This window comes from Mycobacterium sp., from assembly GCF_040509115.1.
In the GTDB taxonomy this organism is placed as follows: domain Bacteria; phylum Actinomycetota; class Actinomycetes; order Mycobacteriales; family Mycobacteriaceae; genus Mycobacterium.
The window spans coordinates 1-22,052 of the sequence record NZ_JBEVLO010000085.1 but is presented as its reverse complement, the minus strand read 5'-3'; the positions used below and the strand labels follow the sequence as shown (position 1 = coordinate 22,052).

The window sequence follows — 22,052 nt, the reverse complement described above, 5'->3', positions numbered from 1 at the left end:
CGTGGCCGACACCCCGATGTGGTCGCCGCAGCCAGACTGCTACTCGAACCCGACTCTGCCCCAGAGTGTTCGGGTGTACGAGGTCGGCCCGCGCGATGGACTTCAAGCCGAACAGAGCCTGGTGCCGACGGCGGTCAAGGCAGAGTTCTGCCTGCGCCTCATCGCCGCAGGGGTGACCAATATCGAGGTGACCAGCTTCGTGTCACCGAGATGGGTCCCGCAACTCGCTGACGCCGAGGAACTGATGCAGCTGCTCGCCCATCACGGCCCGGCAGCGCCCAGCCCCGTGCGGTCAGTCGTCCTGACACCCAATCGACGCGGCCTCGACCGAGCGCTCGCCGCCGGCGCCACCGAGATTGCCGTCTTCGTCTCGGCCACCGAGACTTTCGCCGCGCGCAACCTGAACACCACGCTCGCGGGGGCGCTGCAGGCGTGTGAGCCCGTCATCACCGAGGCCAGGTCAGCGGGATTGCCCGTGCGCGGCTATGTCTCGATGTGCTTCGGCGATCCGTGGGAAGGAGCCGTGGCGCCTGACGGGGTCGCCGCGATCGCCGAGCGCCTGCTGGCCGCGGGCTGCACGACGCTCTCGATCGGCGACACCATTGGCGTGGCGACGCCCGGCCACGTTCGCGCCCTGATCGCCGCGTTGACTCATCGCGGTATCGAAGAGTCACGTCTTGCCATGCACTTTCACGATACCTACGGTCAAGCGTTGGCCAACGTCTACGCCGCGTTGATCGAGGGCGTCACCGAGTTCGACAGTGCCGCTGGAGGTCTCGGGCGATGCCCCTACGCCCGGGGGGCCACCGGCAATCTCGCCACCGAAGACCTGGTCTGGATGCTGCACGGTCTCGGCATCCACACCGGGATCGCTCTCGACTCGCTGGCCAAGACCTCGTCGTGGATGGCCGAGCACATCGGCCGTTCCAGTCCGTCACGGGTCGTCACGGCCCTAGCCGCTGCACACAATCCGACCACTGAGGAAAGAATTCATGGCTGACGAAGGCCTTCGTACCACACCACCGTTGACGGATGGTGTCACCCAACCCGAAGACGAGGTCGCCCAGCCATACGTACTCGTCTGGAACGACCCCGTCGACCTCAAACAGCTGTCCACGTCGGTCGTCATCTGCTCGACCATGAGCTTGACCACGTTCCTCTTGGCAAAGTCGCTCATCGGTCGAGTGGTCAGCACCGAGTCGTTGACCGGTGGTTATGCACTGCTGGCCGGACTGGTCGGATGTGTCGCCGCAGCAGCCTTCTGCGCCCGGTTGTTTCGGCCGAAACGAACGTTCTCCGACGAGGCGACCAGTAGGCGATCAGCCGCCGTCGCCGAACTCGAGGCCCTAGGTGGTACCGCCGAAGCCTTCGACCAGCTTCCTGACACGGTCAAGGACGAGATGGTCGAGATTGGTCTGGCCCCAACCTCGGTGAGCCCTACCGCCAAGGCGCTGTCATGATCGTCTACGACCTGATGTGGGCGCTGGGGATGGGGATCACCGGCGCAATACTGTTCAGCGCGATCGGCGTGATCTCGGGCACCGACGAGACCTCGACCCTCGCGCCGGTCACCCTGCTGGTGGTGCTGCTCGGCGTTCCTCCAGCAGGTGTACTGACCTTCTTCATCGCTGCGGCGGTATCGAAGCACATGGCCCACGCGATCCCGACCACGCTGCTCGGCATCCCCGGTGACACCACCGCGGTCCCGCTCCTCGACGACGCCAACGCCCTGCGCTACCTCGGCGCCCCCCACATCGCCCTACGAAAGGCTCTGGCGGGCGGATTGATCGCCGCGCTCATCGCGGTGCCCGTCTCGGTGGGGGTCGCGTTCATCCTCGCCCCGTTGGCGGATCCGATCAAAGCCGGTGCGCCGTACGTGTTCCTGGTGGCGGCCGTCGCGGTTGGATACTTCTCTCCGGGACGCTGGGCGAGCATTGCCGCGATCATTCCGTTCGTGCTGTTGGTCACCGCGCTGAACTCTGTCGCAAGCGAGCACCTTGGCAAGAGCCTCTCCATCACCTTCTTCCTCGGAATCGCCATTGGCCCACTCATTCTCGACCTACTCGCCGCGTCATCGCGGGTGGGACGGGCGAACATGCCCCGCGTCGGGTCGCGCGCATTCTGGCTCGCGCCCGACACCAGCAAGACTCAGTCGTGGTTTCCCAACCCCTTACGAGTCCTCGACAAACGGCAAAGCGCCACGACCGCCGCCGCAGCAGGTGTCACCTCGACGACCTTCGTCCTGAGTCCCATCGCGGCGACCGTTCTGGTCGGCGAGATCGTCGGCTCCCGAATCCGGCACCCGTACCAGCGGCTGACCACTCTGATGGCAGCCAAGAATGGTACGACGGAGTCCACCTACCTGGCCGAAACCCTGATTCCGCTAGTCGCATTCGGATTACCGCTGAGTCCCGTCGCCGCCGGGCCTGCAGCAGCATTGTTCAACGCACCACCCGTCTACTCGGTCGACGGTGGACCGGGCGGCGGCGTCAACAACCTGCATTCGATGCTGGACACCTGGCAGTTTCTGGTGTTCGCGCTGATCGGTGTGGGCATCGCCGCCATGGTTACCTACCCGCTGGCGATGCGTCACGCCCGCGCCGCCGCGCTATGGGTCGCACGACACATCAGCCAGGAAGCCATCGTCGGCGGTTTCGTTGGCCTGATCGTCGTCGTCACCTGGTATGAGGGCGGGCCCCTCGCGCTGGCGATCAGCATTACCGTCGGCGCCATCGCCGGACTGCTCAACCGCGCGCTCGGGATGACCTCTGGTGTCCAATTCATGGCCTACTACGTCGCGGTCCTCCTGGTACCCGTCGTCCTGACGTAGTCGGATAGCGCCCGGCCGCCGGCGTGTCTTCATCACCTATGCGACACAATGACGAACGGTGTTCTGCGGCAACGCCGTTACCTCTCGGAACCGAACCCGGTTCCGAGCTGATCGTCGTCCTTCCGTCTTCCTCGCCACGGTTTGTCGAGGAGGCTGGCGATGCGGGGCTCGAGGACCGCCAGCGTGACGGCGACGAACGCCCACAGGACCGAGATCGCCCCCGTGGTGTGCCACGCGTCCAGCGAGTAGCCCTCGTCGTCCTCGACGTGGAAGAACGGCGCGACGATCAGATGTTGGATGCCTGGTGCGATGGCAATGCAGAACGCCAGACCCGTCGTCGCGCCGAACGCGCCCCGCAGCAACAGCGACCGGGCCGTCAACGTCGCGGGCGCTGCGTGGTGGTGCGCCAACAGAATCAGCAGCAACATCGATCCGATCACCACCGCGAGGGCGTCCCATTCGCCAGGACCAAGGATGAAGGCCACGGCGCCTGCGACGGTCGCCAGCGCTAGCGCGCCCGGGTCGACGCGCGGACGCTCCACTTCGCTCTCGGGGGCCACCAGGCAACTCTAGGTCTCCGAGCGCCTCGGGTATCGCAGGACACTCGCCGTGAACGCTGAGCTCCACGCCAGTTCAACGCCCAATCGACACCGTCATCACCATGGCTTGCTACAGAGTTCCTCGGCGGCGACGGGATTGATCACGTTCATCATCAACGCCTCGCGCTGCGGGCAGACGTGGTGGACCGCAGTTATCAACACCATCGCCACGTCGATCTCGTCGAACCCGCGCGCGGCCACTCCATCCAACCCGTCGATCACCCCGTCCTCGGTGGGATTGGCGTCGATTGCTCCGCACAACTGGCCCGCGGAGGACTCAATCTCCGGCACGGGCGTTGCCGGATTGGCGTGCGCAACGGCGGAGCCAACCAGCATCGCACTGGCCCCGATGACCGCTGCACACAAAATCGATTTCGTCATGACGACCTCTCCTCTTCTGGCGCCGCATACTCGGCTCGTCTGATCGATCGTCAGGCTCAGAGGCATCCACGGCCTAAGTAGTGCGCCACTCCACCTCGTCGTTCCCCATCGACCTCACTACTTACGACACCTCAGAACGCAACCGAATCGATCGGCCAGGCAGCACCATTCGTCCCTGTGACGGAACGGACGGTTCCCGGGGTGGGGCCATCGTGTCGCAGCTGCCGATCGCCGAACTGGCCCCGAGGCCATCCGACAATTCGTAGACGACATAATTACTTATGCGAAAAACCGCCGCGGGCGCTCCCACTCGCATGCCGGCAGCCGACGCACCAAAGTCCCGTCCCCGGGTGCTCGTCGCCGCGCTGAGCCTGGTCGCACTGACCGTGGCCGTGCTTCAGACCGCCGTGGTCCCGATTCTGGGGATCATTGCCGAACAGCTGAACGCGTCGTCGGTGGCCGTCAGCTGGGCCGTGACCGCGAACCTGCTGGCGGCCGCCGCAGCGACGCCGCTCATCGGACGACTGGCCGACCTGCACAACAAGAAGCACGTGCTGCTCGGCGTCCTCGTCGTGGTCCTCATCGGCTCGGTCCTCGCGGCGACCACGTCGTCGCTCGCGCTGCTGATCGTCGGGAGGGTGCTGCAGGGCGTCTCCTACGCGCTGTATCCCATCTGCGTCGCGATCCTGCGCGACGAACTCCCCGAGGGCAAGGTCAACGGCGCTCTTGCGGTTCTGTCCGGCACGCTCGGGTTCGGCGGAGGCGCGGGCTTGGTGGTCACCGGCCTGCTCGTCGACGGGGCCGCGGGCTACCACCGGGTGTTCTGGCTGACGACCGGCTTCGTCGCGGTCGTGATCGTGGCTGCCGTGGCGGCCATCCCGTCGCGCCGAAGTAGCGCTGACGGCACGATCGACTGGCTGGGTGCGGCCGGGTTGGCAGCGGGCCTTTCGGCGCTGCTGCTCACCATCACCCAGGGCAACTCATGGGGTTGGTCGGCACCTGCGACGATCGGATCCGCGGCCTTCGGGGTGCTGGTGTTGGTTGCGTGGTGGGCGTGGGAGCGTCGACGACCGCATCCGTTGGTGTCCACCGAGATGCTGACGCGGCGACCGGTGCTGCTCACCAACTTGGCGACGGTGTTCGTCGGCATGGGGCTGTACTTCGGCTTCCTGGGGCTCACGCAGTTCGTTCAGGTCGACCGTGCGACAGCGGGATACGGTTTCAGCGCGTCGGTCCTGCACGCCAGCCTGGTGTACCTGTTGCCGGGCGCAATGGCCGGTTTCGTCACGGCGACCCTGAGTGGCAGGTTCATCGACCGCTTCGGTGCCCGACCCATCCTCGTCAGCGGAGCGATGGCGGGCGTGGTCGGGTTCCTGTGGCTCGCGCTCGCGCACTCCCAACCGTGGCAGGTGATCGTGGCAGGGATCTGGACGAACGCATACATCAGCCTGGCTTACGGCGCACTGCCCGCACTTGTGGTCAGCGAGGTCGACGGCCACGAGACCGGTGTCGCCACCAGCGTCAACGCCATTGCCAGGACGGTCGGCAGCTCGGTCGCCGCTGCACTGGTGGCCGTCCTGCTCGGACGCACGGTCGCCGACACCGGATTGCCCGCCGAGCACGCGTTCGTGACGATCTTCGTCGGTGGCGCGGTTACCGCCGGGTTGGCGATGGCGCTGATCGCGGTGTCCCGCAGCGGCACACGCAAGGAAGTCTCGCCCGAAGCGGCGATGGAATCCCGTGCCATGAACCACGAGTGGGGCTGAGCTCTTAGATCGCTCCGGCAGTTCCTACAGCGCCTTCAGCCAGAACGGCCACCGCGGATCGGCCATCTTCATGCGCGCCCTCATCAGCTTCCAGCAGCCGTACTTGTGATAGTCGAAGTCCCACGCCGTGCTGAGCTGCTGGTTCACCACCGCCCACAAACCCCATTTGACGTCGGCCAGGGCGCCGCAGACCTGGACCCGGGAAAGCAACGCGAAATCCGTTCTGCCATAGAAGTCCTCGACCAAGGCCATGATCTGTTCCTCGGTGTAGAACATCTCCGTGGTCAGGACGGCCAGCTCGTAGGCGCGCTCGTTGTTCGACGCGAACTCGTAGTCGACCATCTTCATCGGCTTGCCATCGCCGACCAGGAAGTTGCCCGGCATCGGATCGTTGTGGCACGCCACCAGATCGAGCCCAGATGCCAGCATGGCCGTCTTGGCCACTCCATACTCGCCGAGAATCAGTTCGGCATCGTCGGGCAGTCGTACACCGAGGTCGCCGGCCTGAGCTAGATGCTCGTCGATCATGTCGAATACCGTCTTGGTGCCGCTGAGCAGCTCGCCGTCGTGCAACACCCGGTAGATGTCGATGATCTGCGGAGGGATCGCCGGGTCCTTGAAGTCCCCGTTGGTGCAGGCCCGGTAGCCCTCGAGGTACTCGATCACCTCGACTCCGGTGCCCGGGTCGAAGTAGACCAGCTCGGCGCCGATCCCGCGCTCCCCTGCCCGGCGGGCGGCTTCGTTGGCGAGCCCCCGGTCGATGAAGCTCTCGCTGCCCTCGCCAGGAATCTTGAGGAAGTACCTCTTGTCGCTGCCCTCGACGGTGATGCGCCAGTTGCTGTTCTGCAGGCCGCCGAGGACCGGTGCGTACTCCAGGCGCTTGCCGGCCCAGGGTTCGATCACCTTCAAGGTCGCCTCGACATTGCGCTCGGCGGCGTTGCGGGCGCTGCCCATCACCCGGTTTCCCGCGGTGTCGCGCGGTTTCTCGGTCACGGTCATAGGTTCCTCAGTCGATCATGGAAGTGGACGTCGCCAAGCCCGGCCCTGGCCCGCACGAACTGCCAGTCGGAGAACTTCGAGTACTCGAGGGTGCCCGGTCTGGCGGTATCCGCATAGGCACCGATCAGCGCCCACCGGACGCTGTCGGCGACCCCGTATACGCGCGCCCGATCGAACAACGCCTGATCGAAGCTCCCCCAAGCCATCTCGAAGGCCTCCCGGGCAGCCGAGTCGAAGGGGCGCACTTCGGCCAACACCACCCCCAGGTCCTGGAGTGGGTCCATGACGGCGGCCACGTCCCAGTCCACCAGGCGCATCGTGCCGTCCGCACCAAGCAGGACGTTTGAGACGTTGCCATCACCGTGGCACGGAACCTGATCGAAACCCGTTGCCACGATCCGCTTCTCAGCCATGTCCAGGGATCGGATCAACCAGTCGAACTCCGGGGGCAGCTTGACCCCCGCGGCGGACGCCAGCGTCGACAACGCGCGGATGTCGTCGAACACCGTCGCGGTGCGCGTGATGGCCTGGAAGTCGTTGACTCGCTTCCGGAGCGCGACCAGCTGTTCGAGTCGAGCGTCGTCGTCGAAGACGTTCAGGGTGGTCGTGGAGCCGGTGTCGACGAGGTTCTCCAGCACCAACACGCCGGCATCGGCATCCGAGGCGTATACCCCAGGTCCGACGCCCCGCTCGCCAGCCTCCGTGGCCGCGGCGAAGGCGTGGGCGACGTCGACGTAGGCTCCCGCATGCCCGATCATCGACTTCACGAACACCGATCGGGGCTCTCCCGAACTGCCTCGCGCTTCCTCGTTTTCGGTGCTGCGGACCACCACGCACTCGGAGTCGCCGCTCCACCAACTAGGGCTGGCCATCGACGGTGTCTCCTCGACGGCGACCGTGGTATCGGTGAACAGACCAATCGCGTTGAGCGGAGCGAGAATCGCGGGTGGGCTGGCTGTCGTCATTCTCAGATACCTCCCGTGCTGAGCGCCGATACCGGCTCGGGCCAATTCATCGCGACCGGACGTCGGCTCTCCAGCCACTTGGTCAGCCTGAGCACCCGCTGATCGTCGAATCGTGGACCGATGACCTGGATACCGACCGGCATGCCGCCGCTGAAACCGAAGCACAGGGCCGACGCCGGCTGAGTCGTTTGGTTGAACCAAGCGGTGAAACCACAGTGCGCCAACGGATGCGACGGATCGAGCCCACACTCCTCGGCCGCGAACCCCACGGTCGGAATGACGGGGGCGATCACGTAGTCGAACTCGGCGCACACCACCCGCATCCTCTCGGCAGCCCGCGCCACCGCCTCGCCGTCACGGGTGAGGTCGGCGGCGCTCAAACCAGTTGCGGGGGCGCACCAGTCCCGGATCGTGGGGTGCACGCGGTCGCGCCGGTCGGCCGGAATGGACTCCAGCTCGGCTACCGCGCGCACCTGGAAGACGCGATCCAGCGCCGGATACGGGTCGTCGGCGAACACCGGAGCGATCGTCGACACCGCGGCGCCACCGTCACTCAGCGCAGCGGCGGCGTCGGCCACCACCGCCAGCACCGCGTCGTCTGGGTAGAAGCCGTAGCCCAAGTCGGTCAACACGCCGATGCGAAGGCCGCTCGGCGCGAGAGCTTCTCGAGACACGCGCTCATCCTCGGGCGGAAGACTCCAGAGGTCTCGAGCGTCGGGTCCGGTCAGTACGTCGTAGCAGTCCATGACGTCGTCGACGGTGCGCCCCATCGGACCTGCCGAACGCGTCATCGATGGCGCGGTGTGCGGGATCCGGCCCTGCGTCGGTTTCAGCGCGACCAGGCCGCAGTGTCCCGCGGGCAACCGCACCGAACCCGCGATGTCGCTGCCCACCGACGAGAAGCCAATCCCCGCTGCCAGACTGGCGCCTGCGCCAGAGCTGGATCCACCGGTGTTGCGGGACGGATCCCACGGGTTGCGGGTGACGCCGTACAGCGAGCTGACGCCTGCGGCCATCATGCCGAAGTCCGGCATGGTGGTCTTGCCGAGGATGACGGCGCCCGCTTCCTTCAGGCGCTCCGCCGGTGGGGAGTCGATCGAGGAGTCGGGAAGGTGGTCGAACGCCGCGCATCCGTGACGCCACGGCATTCCCACTGCGTTCACGCTGTCCTTGATGGTCACGGGCAGCCCGTCCATCCGGCCCAACGGCTCACCGTCCGCCCATCGCTGCGCCGAGGCCGTGGCGGCCTCGCGTGCGCCGGTTGCAGCCACGAACGCCATCGCGTTGATGGCGGGATTTCGAGATTCGATGCGCGCCAACGTCGCATCGAGGACGTCGAGTGGCGTCAAGGTACCGTCCCGGTAGCCCGCCCGGATGGCGTCGGCATCTCCGTCCAGCATTTCCTCGCTCACGTGACGACGGCCTCTTCGAGGGCACCGGTGAGCAGACGTCTTGCGGTTCCGGTCAGCATGCGAACGCCTGCCGTCATCTGCGCGTCGGTGGTGAATTCACGCTCGTTGTGCGAGATCCCGTCGACGCTGGGCACGAACAGCATCACGGTGGGCACCACGCCACACAGGTTCACCGAGTCGTGCCCGGCCATGGTGGGTAGGGTTCGCCACCGCAGGCCAAGCTCGTCGGCCACGGCGCCTGCCAATGTCGCACCCGCTTCCGGGTAGGCCTTCGACGGCCGCAACACCGCCGACTCGACGATCACCCGCACCTCCCCTGCCGCCTCGATGTCGGCGAGTTTGGTGGTCAGGCTTTGGTGGGCCTGCTCGAGAAGGTGGGCGTCCAGCGAGCGCAGATCCGCGGCGAGCCGCACCCGCGATGGCACAACCACCGGCGAGTTGGGGTGCACCGTCATCTGGCCGACCGAACTCAACATCGTGCCGTCGGGGAACTCGTCGGCCACCGCACGGATGGCCAGCACCACGTGGCTGGCGCCCACCAGCGCATCGTGGCGGTACCGCATGTGGGTGGCGCCGGTGTGCGACTGCTCACCGACGACGCTGACGACGTACTTGTAGGCCGTCCAGTTCGTGTTCACCACCCCGATGTCGAGGCCCTCATCGATGAGCGTACGACCCTGCTCGATGTGGATCTCGGCGAAGGCTGCCGCCGTGGGTGCCGAATCGGAGCCCTGAAAGCCGATCGCCTGCAACGCCTCTCGCACCGTGACGCCGCCAAGATCCGCGGTGTCGAGGATCTCGTCGGCTCCGAACTTGCCGATGAACGCGCCGCTGCCCATCAGGCTCGGCGAGAAGCGGGAACCCTCCTCGTTGAACCAGTTCACCGCCGCCACGTTCAGGCGAGCACCCTCGGGCGGGTCGGCCTGCAGTCGGGCCGCGGCGTAGGCCGCCGCGAGCACGCCGTAGGCGCCGTCGAACCGACCCGAGGTGGGCTGGCTGTCCAGATGCGAACCGATCAGCACGTAGGGCGCGTCGGCAACCACCTCACCGCACCCGTACATGTTGCCGACCGGATCGATCAGACAACGCAGTCCGTGCGCGACGAACCAGCTGCGCAGCCACTCCCTGGCCCGACCGTCGGCGGCCGTTCCCGCTTCGCGGTGAACTCCACCGGCCGCCGTCGCGCCGATCGCGGACAGTTCGGCGAAGTCGGCCAGGAAGGCCGCCTCGCCGAGATCCCGTTGAGCTGCCGTCACGCGCTGCCCTCCACGGCGGCGGTGCGGATCTGGTCATCCAGCGACTCGTCCGCCGCGGGGGCCGCGGCCTTGATGGACGTCTTCGCGACCTCGAACATCGCTGCCACCCTTGCCTTGTCTTCATCATCGGACTTGATGAACCAGGCTGCGGCCAGGAACACCACCAGGTTCACCGCGATTCCGACGATACCGCCGGTGAGGCTGCCCAGGGCGCGAATGTCATCGGGGAAGATCCACGTGAGCACCATCGCCACCACGAATCCGGAAACCATGCCTGCAACCGCACCCTGCTTGTTGCCGCCCCGCCAGAAGATTCCAAAGAACAGAGGCACCGCCAACTGCACGATGCCCTGGTAGGAGATCTGGGCCAGCAACTGAAGCCGGTCCATGTTGAACGTGAAGAAGGCAACCACGCCTGCCAGAGCCATGAAGCCCATCATCGAGGTCTTGGCCACCAAGGTGAGCTGCTTGTCCGACAGCGGACGCTTGGCAGTGTTGACCAGGTCGTTGGCGATCTGCAGCCCGCATACCTGGACGCTGCCGTCGATGTGCCCCATCGAGGCGGCGAAGACGATGGTGACGCCGAGGCCGAGCAGCCAGGTACCGCCGTAGTCGCTCATGATGGTGAACCAGCCCATCTGCGGTGCCTCGAACACGTCGGGCATCACGGTGGCGGCAATGCCCACCAGCATCAGCAGCGTGTAGAACACCCCGGAGATCAGCACGGTGCACAATGTGCCCGACTTCACCGATCGCACGCTGGACGCCGTGTAGATGCGCTGGAAACTCGTTGGCCAGCAGAGTGATCCGATCACGCCGGTGAAGATCAGCGCGAAGATGTACCACGGTCCGTAGGAGCCGCCGTCACCCGGCAGAGTCAGGACCTCGTCGGTGACGTCGTTGAGGGTGGCGAAACTGATGGGACCGCCTGCCACTCCCGACAGCAACACCAGGCAGACGATGGCGGCGAACACGTACGCGACGGTGCCCTGGAAGGCGTCGGTCATGATCAGGCCGCGCATGCCCATCCGGACGGTCCAGTACTGCCGGATGATGATCACCGCCAATCCGACGATCAGACAGGTGGTCACCGACCATGCGCCGTCACTGGCCAGCTCGAACACCGAGCCCAGTGCCTGCATGCCGAGTACCACCCAGGGGAACAGCGACACGATGCCGATGAGGCTGGAGACCACCCGTACCGCCGAGGAGTTGTAGCGCTTGCCCAGCAGATCGGGCTGGCTCCGCAGATCGTACTTCTTGCCCCACCGCCAAGCGCGAGTGGCCATGAAGTACATCATCGCCACGCCGAGCGACGAATACGCCAGACCGTACAGACCGAACACGCCTGCACCGGCAGCCAATCCGAAGAACGCGATGAACGTCGAACCTGGCCACCAGGAGTTGACGTAGCTCATGGCCACGTACCACGGTCCGTAGCTGCGCCCACCGACGGCGTACTCGTCGAAGCTGGGTGCGGTCTTCTGCTGTGTGACATACAGAATGGCGACGACGATGGCGTAGAACACCGCCAGCATCCCGAGCATGATCCACATATCAGCCTCCGAGGGTTTCGGTGAGGGGTTCGGTCGAGTCGTCGTCGAGCTCGCCGCGGATGTCTTCGACGACGTAGAACGCCGTCAGGGTGAGCCCTAGCAATAGGGCGTTGATGATCCAATACATGATCGCGAACGGAATCCCCAGGATCTCGAAGCGAATACCGCTGCCCCACAGGTACAGCGGTGGGAACAACGCGAACAGCAGCGCAAGGGCGTAGAACGCCCCGAAGAAGGTGACGACGGATCGGCGACTGAAGCCCCGAATGCGTTCTTTCACGGTGATTTCCCTTTCGTGGGCGGATTTCGTCGGTGGAGTCAGGTGTGTAGCGCGGGCGCGACGTATGCCAGCAGATCCTCGTGGATCAGCCCATTGCTGGCGATCCCGTTGCCGCCTGCGTAGGTTCGGCGACCGTCGAGGCTGCTGAAGCGACCGCCGGACTCCTCGATGATGACCGGCATCGGTGCCAGGTCGTAGGGCTGGGCGGTGTAGTCGATGACGGCGTCGGCAGTTCCGCATGCCACCATCGCGTATCCGAACGCATCGCCCCACGTGCGCAGGATGACCCCCTGGGTGTGCAGGTCGTCGATGACCTCGGGTTCCCAGTCCTCCAGCCAGGTTGCCATCACGTACGCTCCGTCGAGCGTCGCGCGGTTCGAGACGGAGGCACGAACTCCATTGCGCCAGCATCCCTTTCCGAGTTCGGCGTGCACGATGATGCCTGCGCTTGGCATGTTGATCACGCCGAAGACGATCTGGTCGCCCTCCTGCAACGCAATCAGATTCGCATAAAGCGGCACCCCGCGGATGAAGGACTTGGTGCCGTCAATCGGGTCGACGATCCAGCGGTAGCCGGAGCTACCCTCGGTATCGGGATACTCCTCGCCGACGAATGCATCGCCTGCGAAGTCGGCGGCGACGGCGGTGCGCATGCTCAACTCGATTTGTCGGTCGGCTTCGGTGACCGGCGTGCCGTCCAACTTGGTGTGCACCTGCAGGCTGCGTTCGTCGAAGTAGGCCCGCGACATCTGTCCGACTTGCTCCGCCAACTCCAAGCCGAGTTGGACTCGTTGGGCACGACCGTCGCTCATTGTCAGAAGCCTGAAGCTAGACCATTTCTGGTTCGTACAGACGCGTGTTACCAACGTGTAAAACTGCTGGGTTGGCACTACACGAGATGCGCGACCACTGGGTCGAAGCTAGCGTAGATGGGATATGTCCGACCCGATTGGGAAGTAGCCCCCGATGCTCCTGTTCGCCGACGCGCACGGCGTTCTACGACGACTCGCGGACGAACTCGCGGACCGGGGCGAGTCCCGGCTGCCCACCGAGCGCGCCCTGGCCGAGCGCCTTGGAACGTCGCGCACTACCGTCCGCAGGGCACTCGATCTGCTTGCAGAGGAAGGCACCATCCGTCGGGTGAAGGGCAGGAACGGCGGCGCGTATCTCACTGCGGTCTCCCCCCGGGACGCCTCTCCCGACGAAGCGCAGTCCTTCTGCCACAGCCGAAGCGTCCTGCGCAGCCTGAACACGGTCAAGGGAATTCCACAGATCCTGCACGAACAGGGTTTTCACGACGGCACCACCGTCCTCAGGTCCGGTCTGGTGCAGGCCAAGCCCGAAACAAGGGAGACGCTAGCCGTCTCGGGTGACGAATCGGTGGTGTCGCTCCTGCGGCTGCGGCATGCCGACGGTGAGACGCTGTCGCTGGAACAGATGTACCTGCGTCCGGAATTGGCCGAGGTGCTGCGCACCGAGATGACGTCGATCTACCGCACCCTGGGATCGCTGTTCGGCATCGAAATCTGCGTAGCCGACGAATCCATCGAGATCGCAACGGTTTCCGATATCGAGGGCCGCTTGCTTGGCCTACCTGCCGGAACGCCAGTGCTCAAACTCGAACGGGTCGGATACGACCAGCACGGCCGAGTCGTCGAGCGTTCCGTCGACCTGTTCCGTGCTGACCGCACCCGTCTTCACGTCCGCACCCAGCGCCCCAGCACCAACTAACCGACGAACTGGTCAGGCGTCGGGATCCTTGTCGATGGCGATGACGAAGTCGTCGCCGTGCTCGACGACACCCGCGATCACGGCGTCGTCGACCGCCTCGGCGGCGTAGCGCTGCCGGATCATCATCGGGTCCTTGCGGAGGTCCTTCACCAGCGCGACCGACAGCCCGACCATGACGAGAACGAACGGCAGCGCAGCCAGAATCGTCAACGTCTGCAGACCCGTCAATGCGTCGTCACCGCCGACCAGCAGCATGACCGCCGCGACCGCGCCGGTCGCGGCACCCCAGAACACGACGGTGGCCTTGGATGGCTCGATGGTCCCGCGCTCGGACAGCGACCCCATGACGATCGACGCGGCATCGGCCCCGGAGACGAAGAAGATCGCCACCAGGATGATCACCACGACGCTAGCGACCGCTGCCAACGGGAACTGATCGAGCAGCGTGAACAGCTGCCCCTCGGTGGTGCCCTCGCCTGCCAGGTCGACGCCGTTGTTCTGGAAGTTGAGCGCGGCCCCACCGAAGATTGCGAACCAGACCAGGGACACCACGCTGGGCACCAGCAGGACGCCGGTGACGAACTGGCGGATGGTGCGGCCACGCGAGATGCGGGCGATGAACATGCCGACGAACGGGGTCCACGACAGCCACCACGCCCAGTAGAAGACCGTCCAGCCCTGCAGCCACGTCTGGACGTCGCTGCCCTCGGCGCCGGTACGGGCGGACATCATCGCCAGATCCTGCAGGTAACTGCCCAGGGCCGTCGGCACGAGGTTGAGGATGAAGACGGTCGGTCCGACGACGAAGACGAACACCGCGAGGCTCAGAGCCAGCACCATGTTGATGTTGGACAGCCATTGGATGCCCTTGGCCACCCCGGACACCGCGGAGAAGATGAACGCGATGGTCAGTACGACGATGATGCCCAGCAGGATCCCGTTACCCGTGGCGCTCCAGCCGGCGACGATGTTCAGACCGCTGCGGATCTGCAGTGCGCCAAGGCCCAGCGAGGCGGCGGACCCGAACAGTGTGGCGAAGATCGCCAGCATGTCGATCACCTTGCCGAGCGGGCCGTTCGCGCGGTCACCGATCAGCGGCTGAAACGCTGAGCTGATCAGCTGGAGCCGACCCTTGCGGTACACGCCGTATGCGATCGCGAGCCCGACCACCGCATAGATTGCCCACGGATGCAGGGTCCAGTGGAACAGGGTGGTGGCCATCGCGGTCTGGACGGCCTGCGGGTTGCCCTCCGGGCCGGTGCCGGGCGGGGGCGTGACGAGGTGCGAAAGTGGTTCGGCGACACCATAGAACATCAGGCCGATGCCCATGCCGGCGCTGAACATCATCGCGATCCACGACACGGTGCGGAACTCGGGTTCCTCGTCGTCGCGGCCGAGCGGAATGGCACCGAACCTACTGAGGGCAAGCCACAGCACGAAGAGGACGAAGCCCGACGAGGTCAGGACGAACAACCAACCAGTGTTCTCCATCGTCCAGGTCAGCGCCGTGCTGGACACGCTGGACAACGACGGGGTACTGACGAAGCCCCATACCAGGAAGGCGACGGCGATCGCGGCGGTGACACCGAACACCACCCAGTCGATGCCCCTGCTGCGGGCCTGCTCCTCCTGGTCGACCGCGACGTCGAGCGCGGGGTGCGGAATCACTGCGCCGGACCCGGTCCGGAAGGCCTCCACCACCCGGCGGCGGCGCTTCCGTGGCTCGCCGGTCTTGACGGGCGGGTCGCTTTCCGGTCGGGAGGCTTCTGGTTTGGCTTCTGTCGTCATTGCTGGCAGCCGCCTTCGGGATCGCTATCAGTTCATAGGGCGTTCATCATTCGACTACCTCGACCCACACCCGTCAACCGGTGGAACCAAACCGTCACTGGGCGGCAGCCATAACGCCGCGCGGCGGGAAGGCTCGTTCGTCACGGTCGGGTCTCCTTTCCGACCCGTCCCGGGACCGACCGGCGGGGCCGTCGACTTGCCGCCGTCACCCGCGGCAATCATGCAAACGCAGATAACTGCACTTCAAGACAGTTTATCGCTCGGCCACGCAAACTTTGACCGGTGCGCGATGTGACACGATTGACACCCACCCTTCACCTGCTGGACGGCACGTCAGCCGGTCGCAAACACCGCAAAGTCTGTAGCCTCCTTTCTGAGGTTGATCGCCAACGGCGGCGAGGCAGCCCCTCACCTCGACCTTCGGAGCCGTCCTGAACCAGCATCGATCGGCCACGACATGAGCGGCATGATCATCGGATCAGCCGACTCGCAGGTGACGGCTGACGCCGAAGCACGACTCGACGAAGTCCGGCATCCGATTCTGCGCGGCGACGACGATCTGCCACAGGTCCTCGCCGACACCGTCACCGACTTCTTCCATGCGCCCCGGGCACGTGGCCTGATCCACGCCGTCTGCGCCATGAGCGCGATCGTCGCCGGTGCCGTGCTGGTACCGGTCGCATGGCTCGCCGCGTCGCCGAAGGCCGGCCTGGCCACGCTGATCTACACCGCCACCATCGTCGGCATGTTCACCGTCAGCGCGATCTATCACCGCGTGCGTTGGCGCAGTGCCCGGACGCGCAAGTGGATGAAGCGCGCCGACCACTCGATGATCTTCGTCTTCATCGCAGGCAGCTACACCCCGTTCGCGCTGCTGGCCATGCCCCACGACACGGCCATGCTCGTACTCACGATCGTCTACTCCGGCGCGGCGGCGGGCGTGGCGCTCAAGATGTTCTGGCCATCCTCGCCGCGTTGGGTCGGCGTGCCGCTGTATCTACTGCTCGGGTACGCCGCCATCTGGTTCGCCCCAACCCTTTTGGCGGGTGGTGGCGTCACCGTCGTCGGGCTGCTGATCGCAGGCGGCGTGCTCTACAACATCGGTGCGGTGCTCTACGGGGTGCGCTGGCCCAATCCATGGCCGCAGACGTTCGGGTATCACGAGTTCTTCCACGCCTTCACGGCCGCGGCGGCGATCTGCCACTACGTGGCCATCTGGTTCGTCGTCCTCTGATCGGACTCGCCCGGGTCGCCCCCGACCGGCGACGGGGTGTACAGGTAGAAGTCCGTCGAACAGCGGAGGCCTACTTGATGGGCAATCCGGTGATGGCCCTGGCCATCACGAGCCGCTGAATCTCGCTGGTGCCCTCGAAGATCGTGAAGATCTTGGCGTCACGGTGCATCCGCTCGACGGGATAGTCGCGCGTGTAGCCGTTGCCGCCGAGGATCTGGATGGCCTCGTCCGTCACGTACACAGCGGTCTCGCTGGCCGCGAGCTTGGCCATCGAGCCCTCGGCGTTGACGAAGGGCTTGTTGTTGCGTGCCATCCAGCCAGCCCGCCACACCAGTAGACGTGCCGTGTCGATGCGAGTCTTCATGTCGGCCAGCTTGAACGCGGTCGCCTGGAAGTCACCGATCTTGCGGCCGAACTGTTCTCGCTGCTGCGCGTATTCGAGCGAGTACTCATAGGCGGCGCGTGCCACGCCAAGCGCCATGGCGCCCACCGACGGTCGCGTCCGCTCGAACGTCTTCATCGCGGCCTGACCCGCCGAGCTCTTGCCCTCGCGCGCCTTGGCGATCCGCTCGTCGAACTTGTCCTTGCCGCCGATGATCAGCCGGCCGGGAAGTCGGACGTCGTCGAGCACCACCTCGGCGGTGTGCGAGGCGCGGATGCCGTGCTTCTTGAACTTCTGGCCCTGGCTGAAACCCTTGGTGCCGGGCGGGATGATGAACGTGGCCTGACCGCGGGAGCCCAGCTCGGGATACACCGAGGCAACGACGATGTGTACGTTGGCGATGCCACCGTTGGTCGCCCAGGTCTTGGTGCCGTTGAGGATCCACTCGTCGGTGGCCTCGTCGTAGCGAGCGCGGGTGATGATGGCGGCGACGTCCGACCCGGCGCCGGGTTCCGATGCGCAGAACGATCCGAGCAGTGGCTCGTCGACGGTCCCGAACATCTGCGGAAGCCACTCCCCTAGTTGCTCAGGAGTGCCGGTGGCAGCCAACGAAGCGGCGGCCAGGCCGGTGCCGAGAATCGACAGGGCGATACCTGCGTCGCCCCAGAACAGCTCCTCGAACACCGTGAGGATGCCGATCCCGCTGGGTTCGGCCGACTGAGTGGCGAACAGGTCCAGCGAGTACAGACCGACCTTGGCCGCTTCCTGGATGATGGGCCACGGCGTCTCTTCGCGCTCGTCCCATTCGGCAGCCGCGGGTCTGACCACCTTCGCGGCGAAGTCGTGTACCCAGTCCCTGACCTCGATGACGTCGTCGGACAACTCGAGGGAGAACGTCATGGCGACTGGTCCTTTCGGCGGGAGAATTCCGCTCGTCGGTGGCCTGGTGAATCCCCGCGTGGCAACCACGTCGGTAGTCGGTGAACGACTGTACACAGCCAACTTCTGGGTCTCCACGCCGCACGGCGCACCGCGATAATCGACCCGTGTCGATCGCGACCGTCGTCATCCTCGCCCTTCTCGTGTTCCTCGCCTGCGCGCAGCTCGGCGGTGGGTGGTACGAGCACCGCGTGCTGGACCCCGTCTGGCCGCACCGACCCGCCATCGTCCAGCCCCAACACGGCGGCATGTCCCGTCGCAGATTCTGGATTCCCGCACACGCCGCCTTCGAGATCACCCTGGTGGTGGCCCTCGTCATCGGGTGGGGCCACCCCGAGATCCGCATCGCGTTGCTCGTCGCCCTGGCAAGCCACGCCGCCATGCGGATCTGGTCGCTCCTCGACCTCATCCCCAAGGCCGTCGCCTTCGAGAAGGACGACCCCGCCGTCATCGAGCGTGCCGCCGCGCAGCGCTGGGTCCGCCGCAGCCTCCTCCGGCTCCCCATCGACGCGATCACCTGCGCGGCGACGCTGACCGCCCTGGTGGCCGCGTCATAGCGAATGCCGAGGGCGCGTTTCCGTCGAGGACGTTCGGGCGTTCTTCGCGACGATCCGGTGAGAACTACGACTCGGCGGCGGAGCGGCGTCTGACCCGTAACACCCACGCCGACAACGACAAGACGAGCACGACGCCGCCCAGCACGCCGATCTCGACGACGGCCCGCGAGAACTCGGGTCCCTTCTCCAGCAGAGTCGCCGCCTCGACCGAGAGGACGACGATCTCCTTGATCCCCGCGAGGATTCCGACGACGAGGAACGGCTCGGCGACGATCTCGTGGGAACGTAAGCAGGCGCGCACTGCGTACAGCAGTTCGACGAAGATGAACAGCAGCAGCAGACCGTCGAGGATCTCCAACATCAGCGTCGACGCGGGAGTGTTCCGCAGCCGAAGCATCGTGTTGAACTGTGCGACCAGAAGTGCCACCGAACCGGCGGCGAGGACGACGGCGATGGCCCAGTAGATGGCGTCCTCGACCCCGCTCAGCACGCGGTCGGCCAGCCGCTGCCGATCCTCCTCGTTCTCCTCGACCTCGTCGTCGACCTCGTCGGCCTCGCTGTCGACCTCGTCGTCGACGTCATTGCTCTTGGACATCAGCCCGCCTCAGCGGTTCAGCCACCAGATGCGACCCGACAGGGCCGTCGCGAAGGCGCACCATGCGGGGTAGGGCCACAGTGCCCTGGCTGGGGCACCCTTGACGCGGACGGCGCGGCGGGTCAGGTCGGCGCTGCTGACCGCGAGGGCGCCAGCAAGCACGACTGCAGGGCCGAGCCGACGGCGGTTGAAGAAGACCCACGACCAGCTGCCGTTGAGAATTAGATTCAGGGCCAGCAGCGCCGAGAACCTCCTGGTTTCGCGGCGATCGCCACGCGTCTCGAGCTCGTCGATCGCGGCGGCCGAGACTGCGGCGATGTCGGCGTACAGCAGGGGCCACACGATAGGGAAGGCGACTGTCGGAGGTTGGAAGCTCGGCTTCTTGAGACTCTCATACCATTTCGACTCGACAGCGGGCCTGCTCGCCAGGCTTCCGATGGCCGCGACGGCAGCCGTCGCGCCCCCCGTCTTGGCGAGAGTGAGTGCGCCCATGCGAATTCCTTTCGGCCCCGGGAAGTTGCCCCGACGTGGTCGTGCTCAAAGAGCTTGGACCCGCCACGTTAGCGCGGCGGATCACCCCACGGCCTAAATCGCCTCACCTCCGTCACCACCGAGCCTCGAACGGAACACGTCATCGGCGGACGGCGGCGTGTCGCTAGCCCCGACGGTCGATGGGTGGTTCACCCCGGCGCGGCGGGGCAGCCCTCCGCCGCCTGGACAGCCACGGTGGTCCGCCGCACCGCGCCCAGGAGCGTCCCCATCAGCCCGAGCACCGCCCCGGACGCTCCCCACGCCGTGACCAGGCCGATCGACGCCGCATCGCTGGTCACCACCAGATAGCCGAACACCGAACCAACGGCCAGCAGCGCAAACCGCGTTGCCGTCCACCCCCGAGGCCTGCCGAACCGCGAGGCCACCAGCATGCCCAGCACCAGGGCCGTCGCGTGACCCACGTCGGTGAAGTCACGACCCATCACGACGACCGCCGCGCCGACGCCGAGCCACCACCCAATCCACGTCGGGCGCCACCGTCTGAGGACCGCGGGTGTCAGGGCTCCCAGCACTGCGGTCGAGCCGTAACTCATGCCGACGTCCGTCGCCCTGGTCACCTCGCCAGGCAGCCAGTCGAACTTGACCGCCGCGACCAGGCCGACAGCCACCAGTAGCGTCGCACCCACGTGGCCTACGAGGAAGGACACCATCAGTCGCCAACTACCCCAAAGCATTTCGACGAGCATCAGCAGACAGACAAGTCCGGGAAGCCAGCCATAAAGGGGTCCCGCGTCGACGACGAATGCGCTGGCGATCAGCGTTCCGAGATGTCCCTGGCTCAGGTTGTGCAGATTGGTACTGGCGTGCTGCATCACCCGTTCCTGCGCGACGGGACCCAGCTCGAGGAGCGTCGTGGTGATGACGCTCAGCGCCACGGCGTACGCCAACGTCACCCGCAGTCGGGCCAACCGCGCGAACAGTTCGTACACCATCGGGAACGACTATGCCCCCGAAGCCTCCCCGTCGACGGGGTCGGTACCTGGCAGAACTCTGCGAGTCTTCACCCAGTACATGGTGAGGTCGTCCGGCACTCCGGGCACCTTGGCCGAGAACAGTTGCTTGCGTACGCGTTTGGTGGTGATGCCGAGTGCGTCGAGGTCCTCGTCGGAGATGCCCTCCAGGGTGGCGTTGGACACCACCAGGCCGCCCCGCGTCGCACGATCCATCACCCGCGCCGCGATGTTGACGTCGACACCCAGCCAGTCCGAACCGATCCGCTGTGGCCTGCCGGTGTGAATGCCCGCTCGCATGATGGGTGTATAACCGCCCACCTCAACGGATTTGACCGCCTCCAACGACTGAAGAACCGCGCGAACTGCGGTCGCGGGATCGGTGAACACGGCCATTGCGCCGTCACCCATGCGCTTCACGACGTGGCCGCCGGCCTCCAGCAGGGGCGGTTCCGTGACCTGCGTGACGCGCCGCAACAACTTCAGCGTGGCGTCGTCGCCCGCGCGCAGCGACCACTCGGAGAAACCGACCAGATCGGTGAACACCAGAGTGACCTCTTGGTTGGCCGGCTTGCCGGACACGGCTTCGGTGAGGGCCTGCCAGACCTGCAGGCCTGCCAGGCTCACCTCCTTCGAGGCGGCATGCCGGTCCAGGATCCGGTCCGCGGCGCGCGCGGCTGCGCGCGGCCCGCCCACCCCTGCCGCCGACAAGGGGTCCCCGAAGTCGGGATCACCGGGCAGCGCGCGGCGTGCACGCCTCACGAATGCGATGACGCCCGGGCTGTGGTTGGTGTACTTGAGCCATGACAGCGGTCCGGAGCCAATACCCCGGTCGCTGCGCTCCTGCCCGCCGGAGCCAATCCCCCGGTCGCTGCGCTCCTGCCCGCCGGACCGTTCCTCGAACGATTCGACTTCCACGCCGTCAGCCTAAGCGCCGCCTCTGAGGGCGGGCAATTCAGCTTTCCGTTGCCCGTCGCGCGGCTACGCCCACTGGCGGCCGGCCGCATCGTGTGATGGCAACCGCGGGCGCGAACGTCCGTATCCGCGATCGATGCCCTACATTTGCGTGACGCCACCGTCGACGGTGAACTCTGCCCCGGCGGTGTACGTGGCATCGAAGGCGAGGAACGCCGCCGCCGCCGCGACTTCCTCGGGCGTTCCGAAGCGGCGCATCGGATTGCCTGCCACCCGTTCCTCCTTGAAGCGTGCGGCCGCCTCCGCGGTCATGGTGTTCTCCAAGATCCCGGTGTCTATGGGCCCGGGACTCAACGCGTTGACCC

General features: G+C 66.0%; 23 protein-coding genes. 7 read left to right on the top strand and 16 right to left on the bottom strand.

Annotation, left to right across the window (positions count from 1 at the left end):
* Window position 1: 1 nt before the first annotated feature.
* From ABW137_RS07160 to ABW137_RS07150, 3 genes are read left to right on the top strand one after another with little or no spacing between them, the layout of a single operon-like run.
* Window positions 2-1,000, top strand: a complete 999-nt coding sequence (locus ABW137_RS07160) for a hydroxymethylglutaryl-CoA lyase (protein WP_526398330.1) — start codon at window positions 2-4, stop codon at window positions 998-1,000.
* Window positions 993-1,460, top strand: a complete 468-nt coding sequence (locus ABW137_RS07155) for a hypothetical protein (RefSeq protein WP_526398328.1) — start codon at window positions 993-995, stop codon at window positions 1,458-1,460. Before ABW137_RS07160 ends, ABW137_RS07155 begins: the two co-directional genes overlap by 8 nt.
* Window positions 1,457-2,830: a tripartite tricarboxylate transporter permease gene (locus ABW137_RS07150; protein WP_526398326.1), complete on the top strand. Its 1,374-nt coding sequence runs from the start codon at window positions 1,457-1,459 to the stop codon at window positions 2,828-2,830. The genes ABW137_RS07155 and ABW137_RS07150 overlap by 4 nt, the downstream gene beginning before the upstream one ends.
* A 77-nt stretch (window positions 2,831-2,907) precedes the next feature.
* Here the strand turns inward: ABW137_RS07150 and ABW137_RS07145 are convergent, their stop codons facing one another.
* Both ABW137_RS07145 and ABW137_RS07140 read right to left on the bottom strand, forming a co-directional pair.
* Window positions 2,908-3,390, bottom strand: coding sequence for a hypothetical protein (locus tag ABW137_RS07145; protein WP_526398324.1), 483 nt, complete (start codon window positions 3,388-3,390; stop codon window positions 2,908-2,910).
* A 96-nt stretch (window positions 3,391-3,486) separates the two neighbouring features.
* A complete protein-coding gene (locus ABW137_RS07140) occupies window positions 3,487-3,810 on the bottom strand; it encodes a hypothetical protein (RefSeq protein ID WP_526398322.1) in 324 nt (107 codons plus the stop codon).
* Window positions 3,811-4,124: 314 nt separating this feature from the next.
* Here ABW137_RS07140 and ABW137_RS07135 point away from each other — a divergent pair, with 314 nt between their 5' ends.
* The gene (locus ABW137_RS07135; RefSeq protein WP_526398320.1) at window positions 4,125-5,576 is read left to right on the top strand and encodes an MFS transporter; all 1,452 of its coding nucleotides are present in this window, start codon (window positions 4,125-4,127) and stop codon (window positions 5,574-5,576) included.
* 24 nt (window positions 5,577-5,600) lie between these two features.
* On the opposite strand, the gene ABW137_RS07130 is transcribed toward ABW137_RS07135, so the two are convergent.
* From ABW137_RS07130 to ABW137_RS07100, 7 genes are read right to left on the bottom strand one after another with little or no spacing between them, the layout of a single operon-like run.
* On the bottom strand, window positions 5,601-6,569 hold the full coding sequence (locus ABW137_RS07130) for a phosphotransferase (protein ID WP_526398318.1): 969 nt from the start codon (window positions 6,567-6,569) through the stop codon (window positions 5,601-5,603).
* Window positions 6,570-6,571: 2 nt separating this feature from the next.
* A complete protein-coding gene (locus tag ABW137_RS07125; protein WP_526398316.1) occupies window positions 6,572-7,540 on the bottom strand; it encodes a phosphotransferase in 969 nt (322 codons plus the stop codon).
* Window positions 7,541-7,542: 2 nt separating this feature from the next.
* Window positions 7,543-8,952 carry an amidase gene (locus ABW137_RS07120; protein WP_526398314.1) on the bottom strand — a complete coding sequence of 470 codons (1,410 nt, stop codon included), beginning with the start codon at window positions 8,950-8,952 and terminating at the stop codon, window positions 7,543-7,545.
* Entirely contained in the window at window positions 8,949-10,208 is a 1,260-nt protein-coding gene (locus tag ABW137_RS07115) for a M20 family metallo-hydrolase (RefSeq protein WP_526398312.1), read from the bottom strand. Before ABW137_RS07115 ends, ABW137_RS07120 begins: the two co-directional genes overlap by 4 nt.
* Window positions 10,205-11,764, bottom strand: a complete 1,560-nt coding sequence (locus ABW137_RS07110; protein WP_526398310.1) for a sodium:solute symporter family protein — start codon at window positions 11,762-11,764, stop codon at window positions 10,205-10,207. The genes ABW137_RS07115 and ABW137_RS07110 overlap by 4 nt, the downstream gene beginning before the upstream one ends.
* 1 nt (window position 11,765) lies before the next feature.
* Complete coding sequence (locus tag ABW137_RS07105; RefSeq protein WP_526398308.1) at window positions 11,766-12,044, bottom strand: hypothetical protein; 279 nt, start codon at window positions 12,042-12,044, stop codon at window positions 11,766-11,768.
* 38 nt (window positions 12,045-12,082) lie between these two features.
* Entirely contained in the window at window positions 12,083-12,856 is a 774-nt protein-coding gene (locus ABW137_RS07100) for an inositol monophosphatase family protein (RefSeq protein WP_526398306.1), read from the bottom strand.
* Window positions 12,857-13,010: 154 nt separating this feature from the next.
* Here ABW137_RS07100 and ABW137_RS07095 point away from each other — a divergent pair, with 154 nt between their 5' ends.
* Window positions 13,011-13,775, top strand: a complete 765-nt coding sequence (locus tag ABW137_RS07095; protein ID WP_526398304.1) for a GntR family transcriptional regulator — start codon at window positions 13,011-13,013, stop codon at window positions 13,773-13,775.
* A 12-nt stretch (window positions 13,776-13,787) separates the two neighbouring features.
* Here the strand turns inward: ABW137_RS07095 and ABW137_RS07090 are convergent, their stop codons facing one another.
* Window positions 13,788-15,563, bottom strand: coding sequence for a BCCT family transporter (locus ABW137_RS07090; protein WP_526398302.1), 1,776 nt, complete (start codon window positions 15,561-15,563; stop codon window positions 13,788-13,790).
* A 469-nt stretch (window positions 15,564-16,032) separates the two neighbouring features.
* Between ABW137_RS07090 and trhA the strand changes: the two genes are divergently transcribed.
* Entirely contained in the window at window positions 16,033-16,797 is a 765-nt protein-coding gene (trhA, locus tag ABW137_RS07085) for a PAQR family membrane homeostasis protein TrhA (RefSeq protein ID WP_526398385.1), read from the top strand.
* Between the two features lie 70 nt (window positions 16,798-16,867).
* Here the strand turns inward: trhA and ABW137_RS07080 are convergent, their stop codons facing one another.
* Window positions 16,868-18,079, bottom strand: coding sequence for an acyl-CoA dehydrogenase family protein (locus ABW137_RS07080; RefSeq protein ID WP_526398301.1), 1,212 nt, complete (start codon window positions 18,077-18,079; stop codon window positions 16,868-16,870).
* 146 nt (window positions 18,080-18,225) lie between these two features.
* Here ABW137_RS07080 and ABW137_RS07075 point away from each other — a divergent pair, with 146 nt between their 5' ends.
* Complete coding sequence (locus tag ABW137_RS07075) at window positions 18,226-18,675, top strand: hypothetical protein (protein ID WP_526398299.1); 450 nt, start codon at window positions 18,226-18,228, stop codon at window positions 18,673-18,675.
* Between the two features lie 64 nt (window positions 18,676-18,739).
* Here the strand turns inward: ABW137_RS07075 and ABW137_RS07070 are convergent, their stop codons facing one another.
* The 5 genes from ABW137_RS07070 to ABW137_RS07050 all read right to left on the bottom strand — a co-directional run.
* A complete protein-coding gene (locus ABW137_RS07070) occupies window positions 18,740-19,270 on the bottom strand; it encodes a phosphate-starvation-inducible PsiE family protein (protein ID WP_526398297.1) in 531 nt (176 codons plus the stop codon).
* A gap of 9 nt (window positions 19,271-19,279) precedes the next feature.
* The gene (locus tag ABW137_RS07065; protein ID WP_526398295.1) at window positions 19,280-19,762 is read right to left on the bottom strand and encodes a TspO/MBR family protein; all 483 of its coding nucleotides are present in this window, start codon (window positions 19,760-19,762) and stop codon (window positions 19,280-19,282) included.
* Window positions 19,763-19,950: 188 nt separating this feature from the next.
* On the bottom strand, window positions 19,951-20,754 hold the full coding sequence (locus ABW137_RS07060) for a rhomboid-like protein (RefSeq protein WP_526398293.1): 804 nt from the start codon (window positions 20,752-20,754) through the stop codon (window positions 19,951-19,953).
* 9 nt (window positions 20,755-20,763) lie between these two features.
* A complete protein-coding gene (locus ABW137_RS07055) occupies window positions 20,764-21,690 on the bottom strand; it encodes an adenylate/guanylate cyclase domain-containing protein (RefSeq protein ID WP_526398291.1) in 927 nt (308 codons plus the stop codon).
* Between the two features lie 138 nt (window positions 21,691-21,828).
* Window positions 21,829-22,052 (bottom strand): SDR family oxidoreductase (locus ABW137_RS07050; RefSeq protein ID WP_526398289.1); only part of this gene is annotated, 224 nt, incomplete at its 5' end.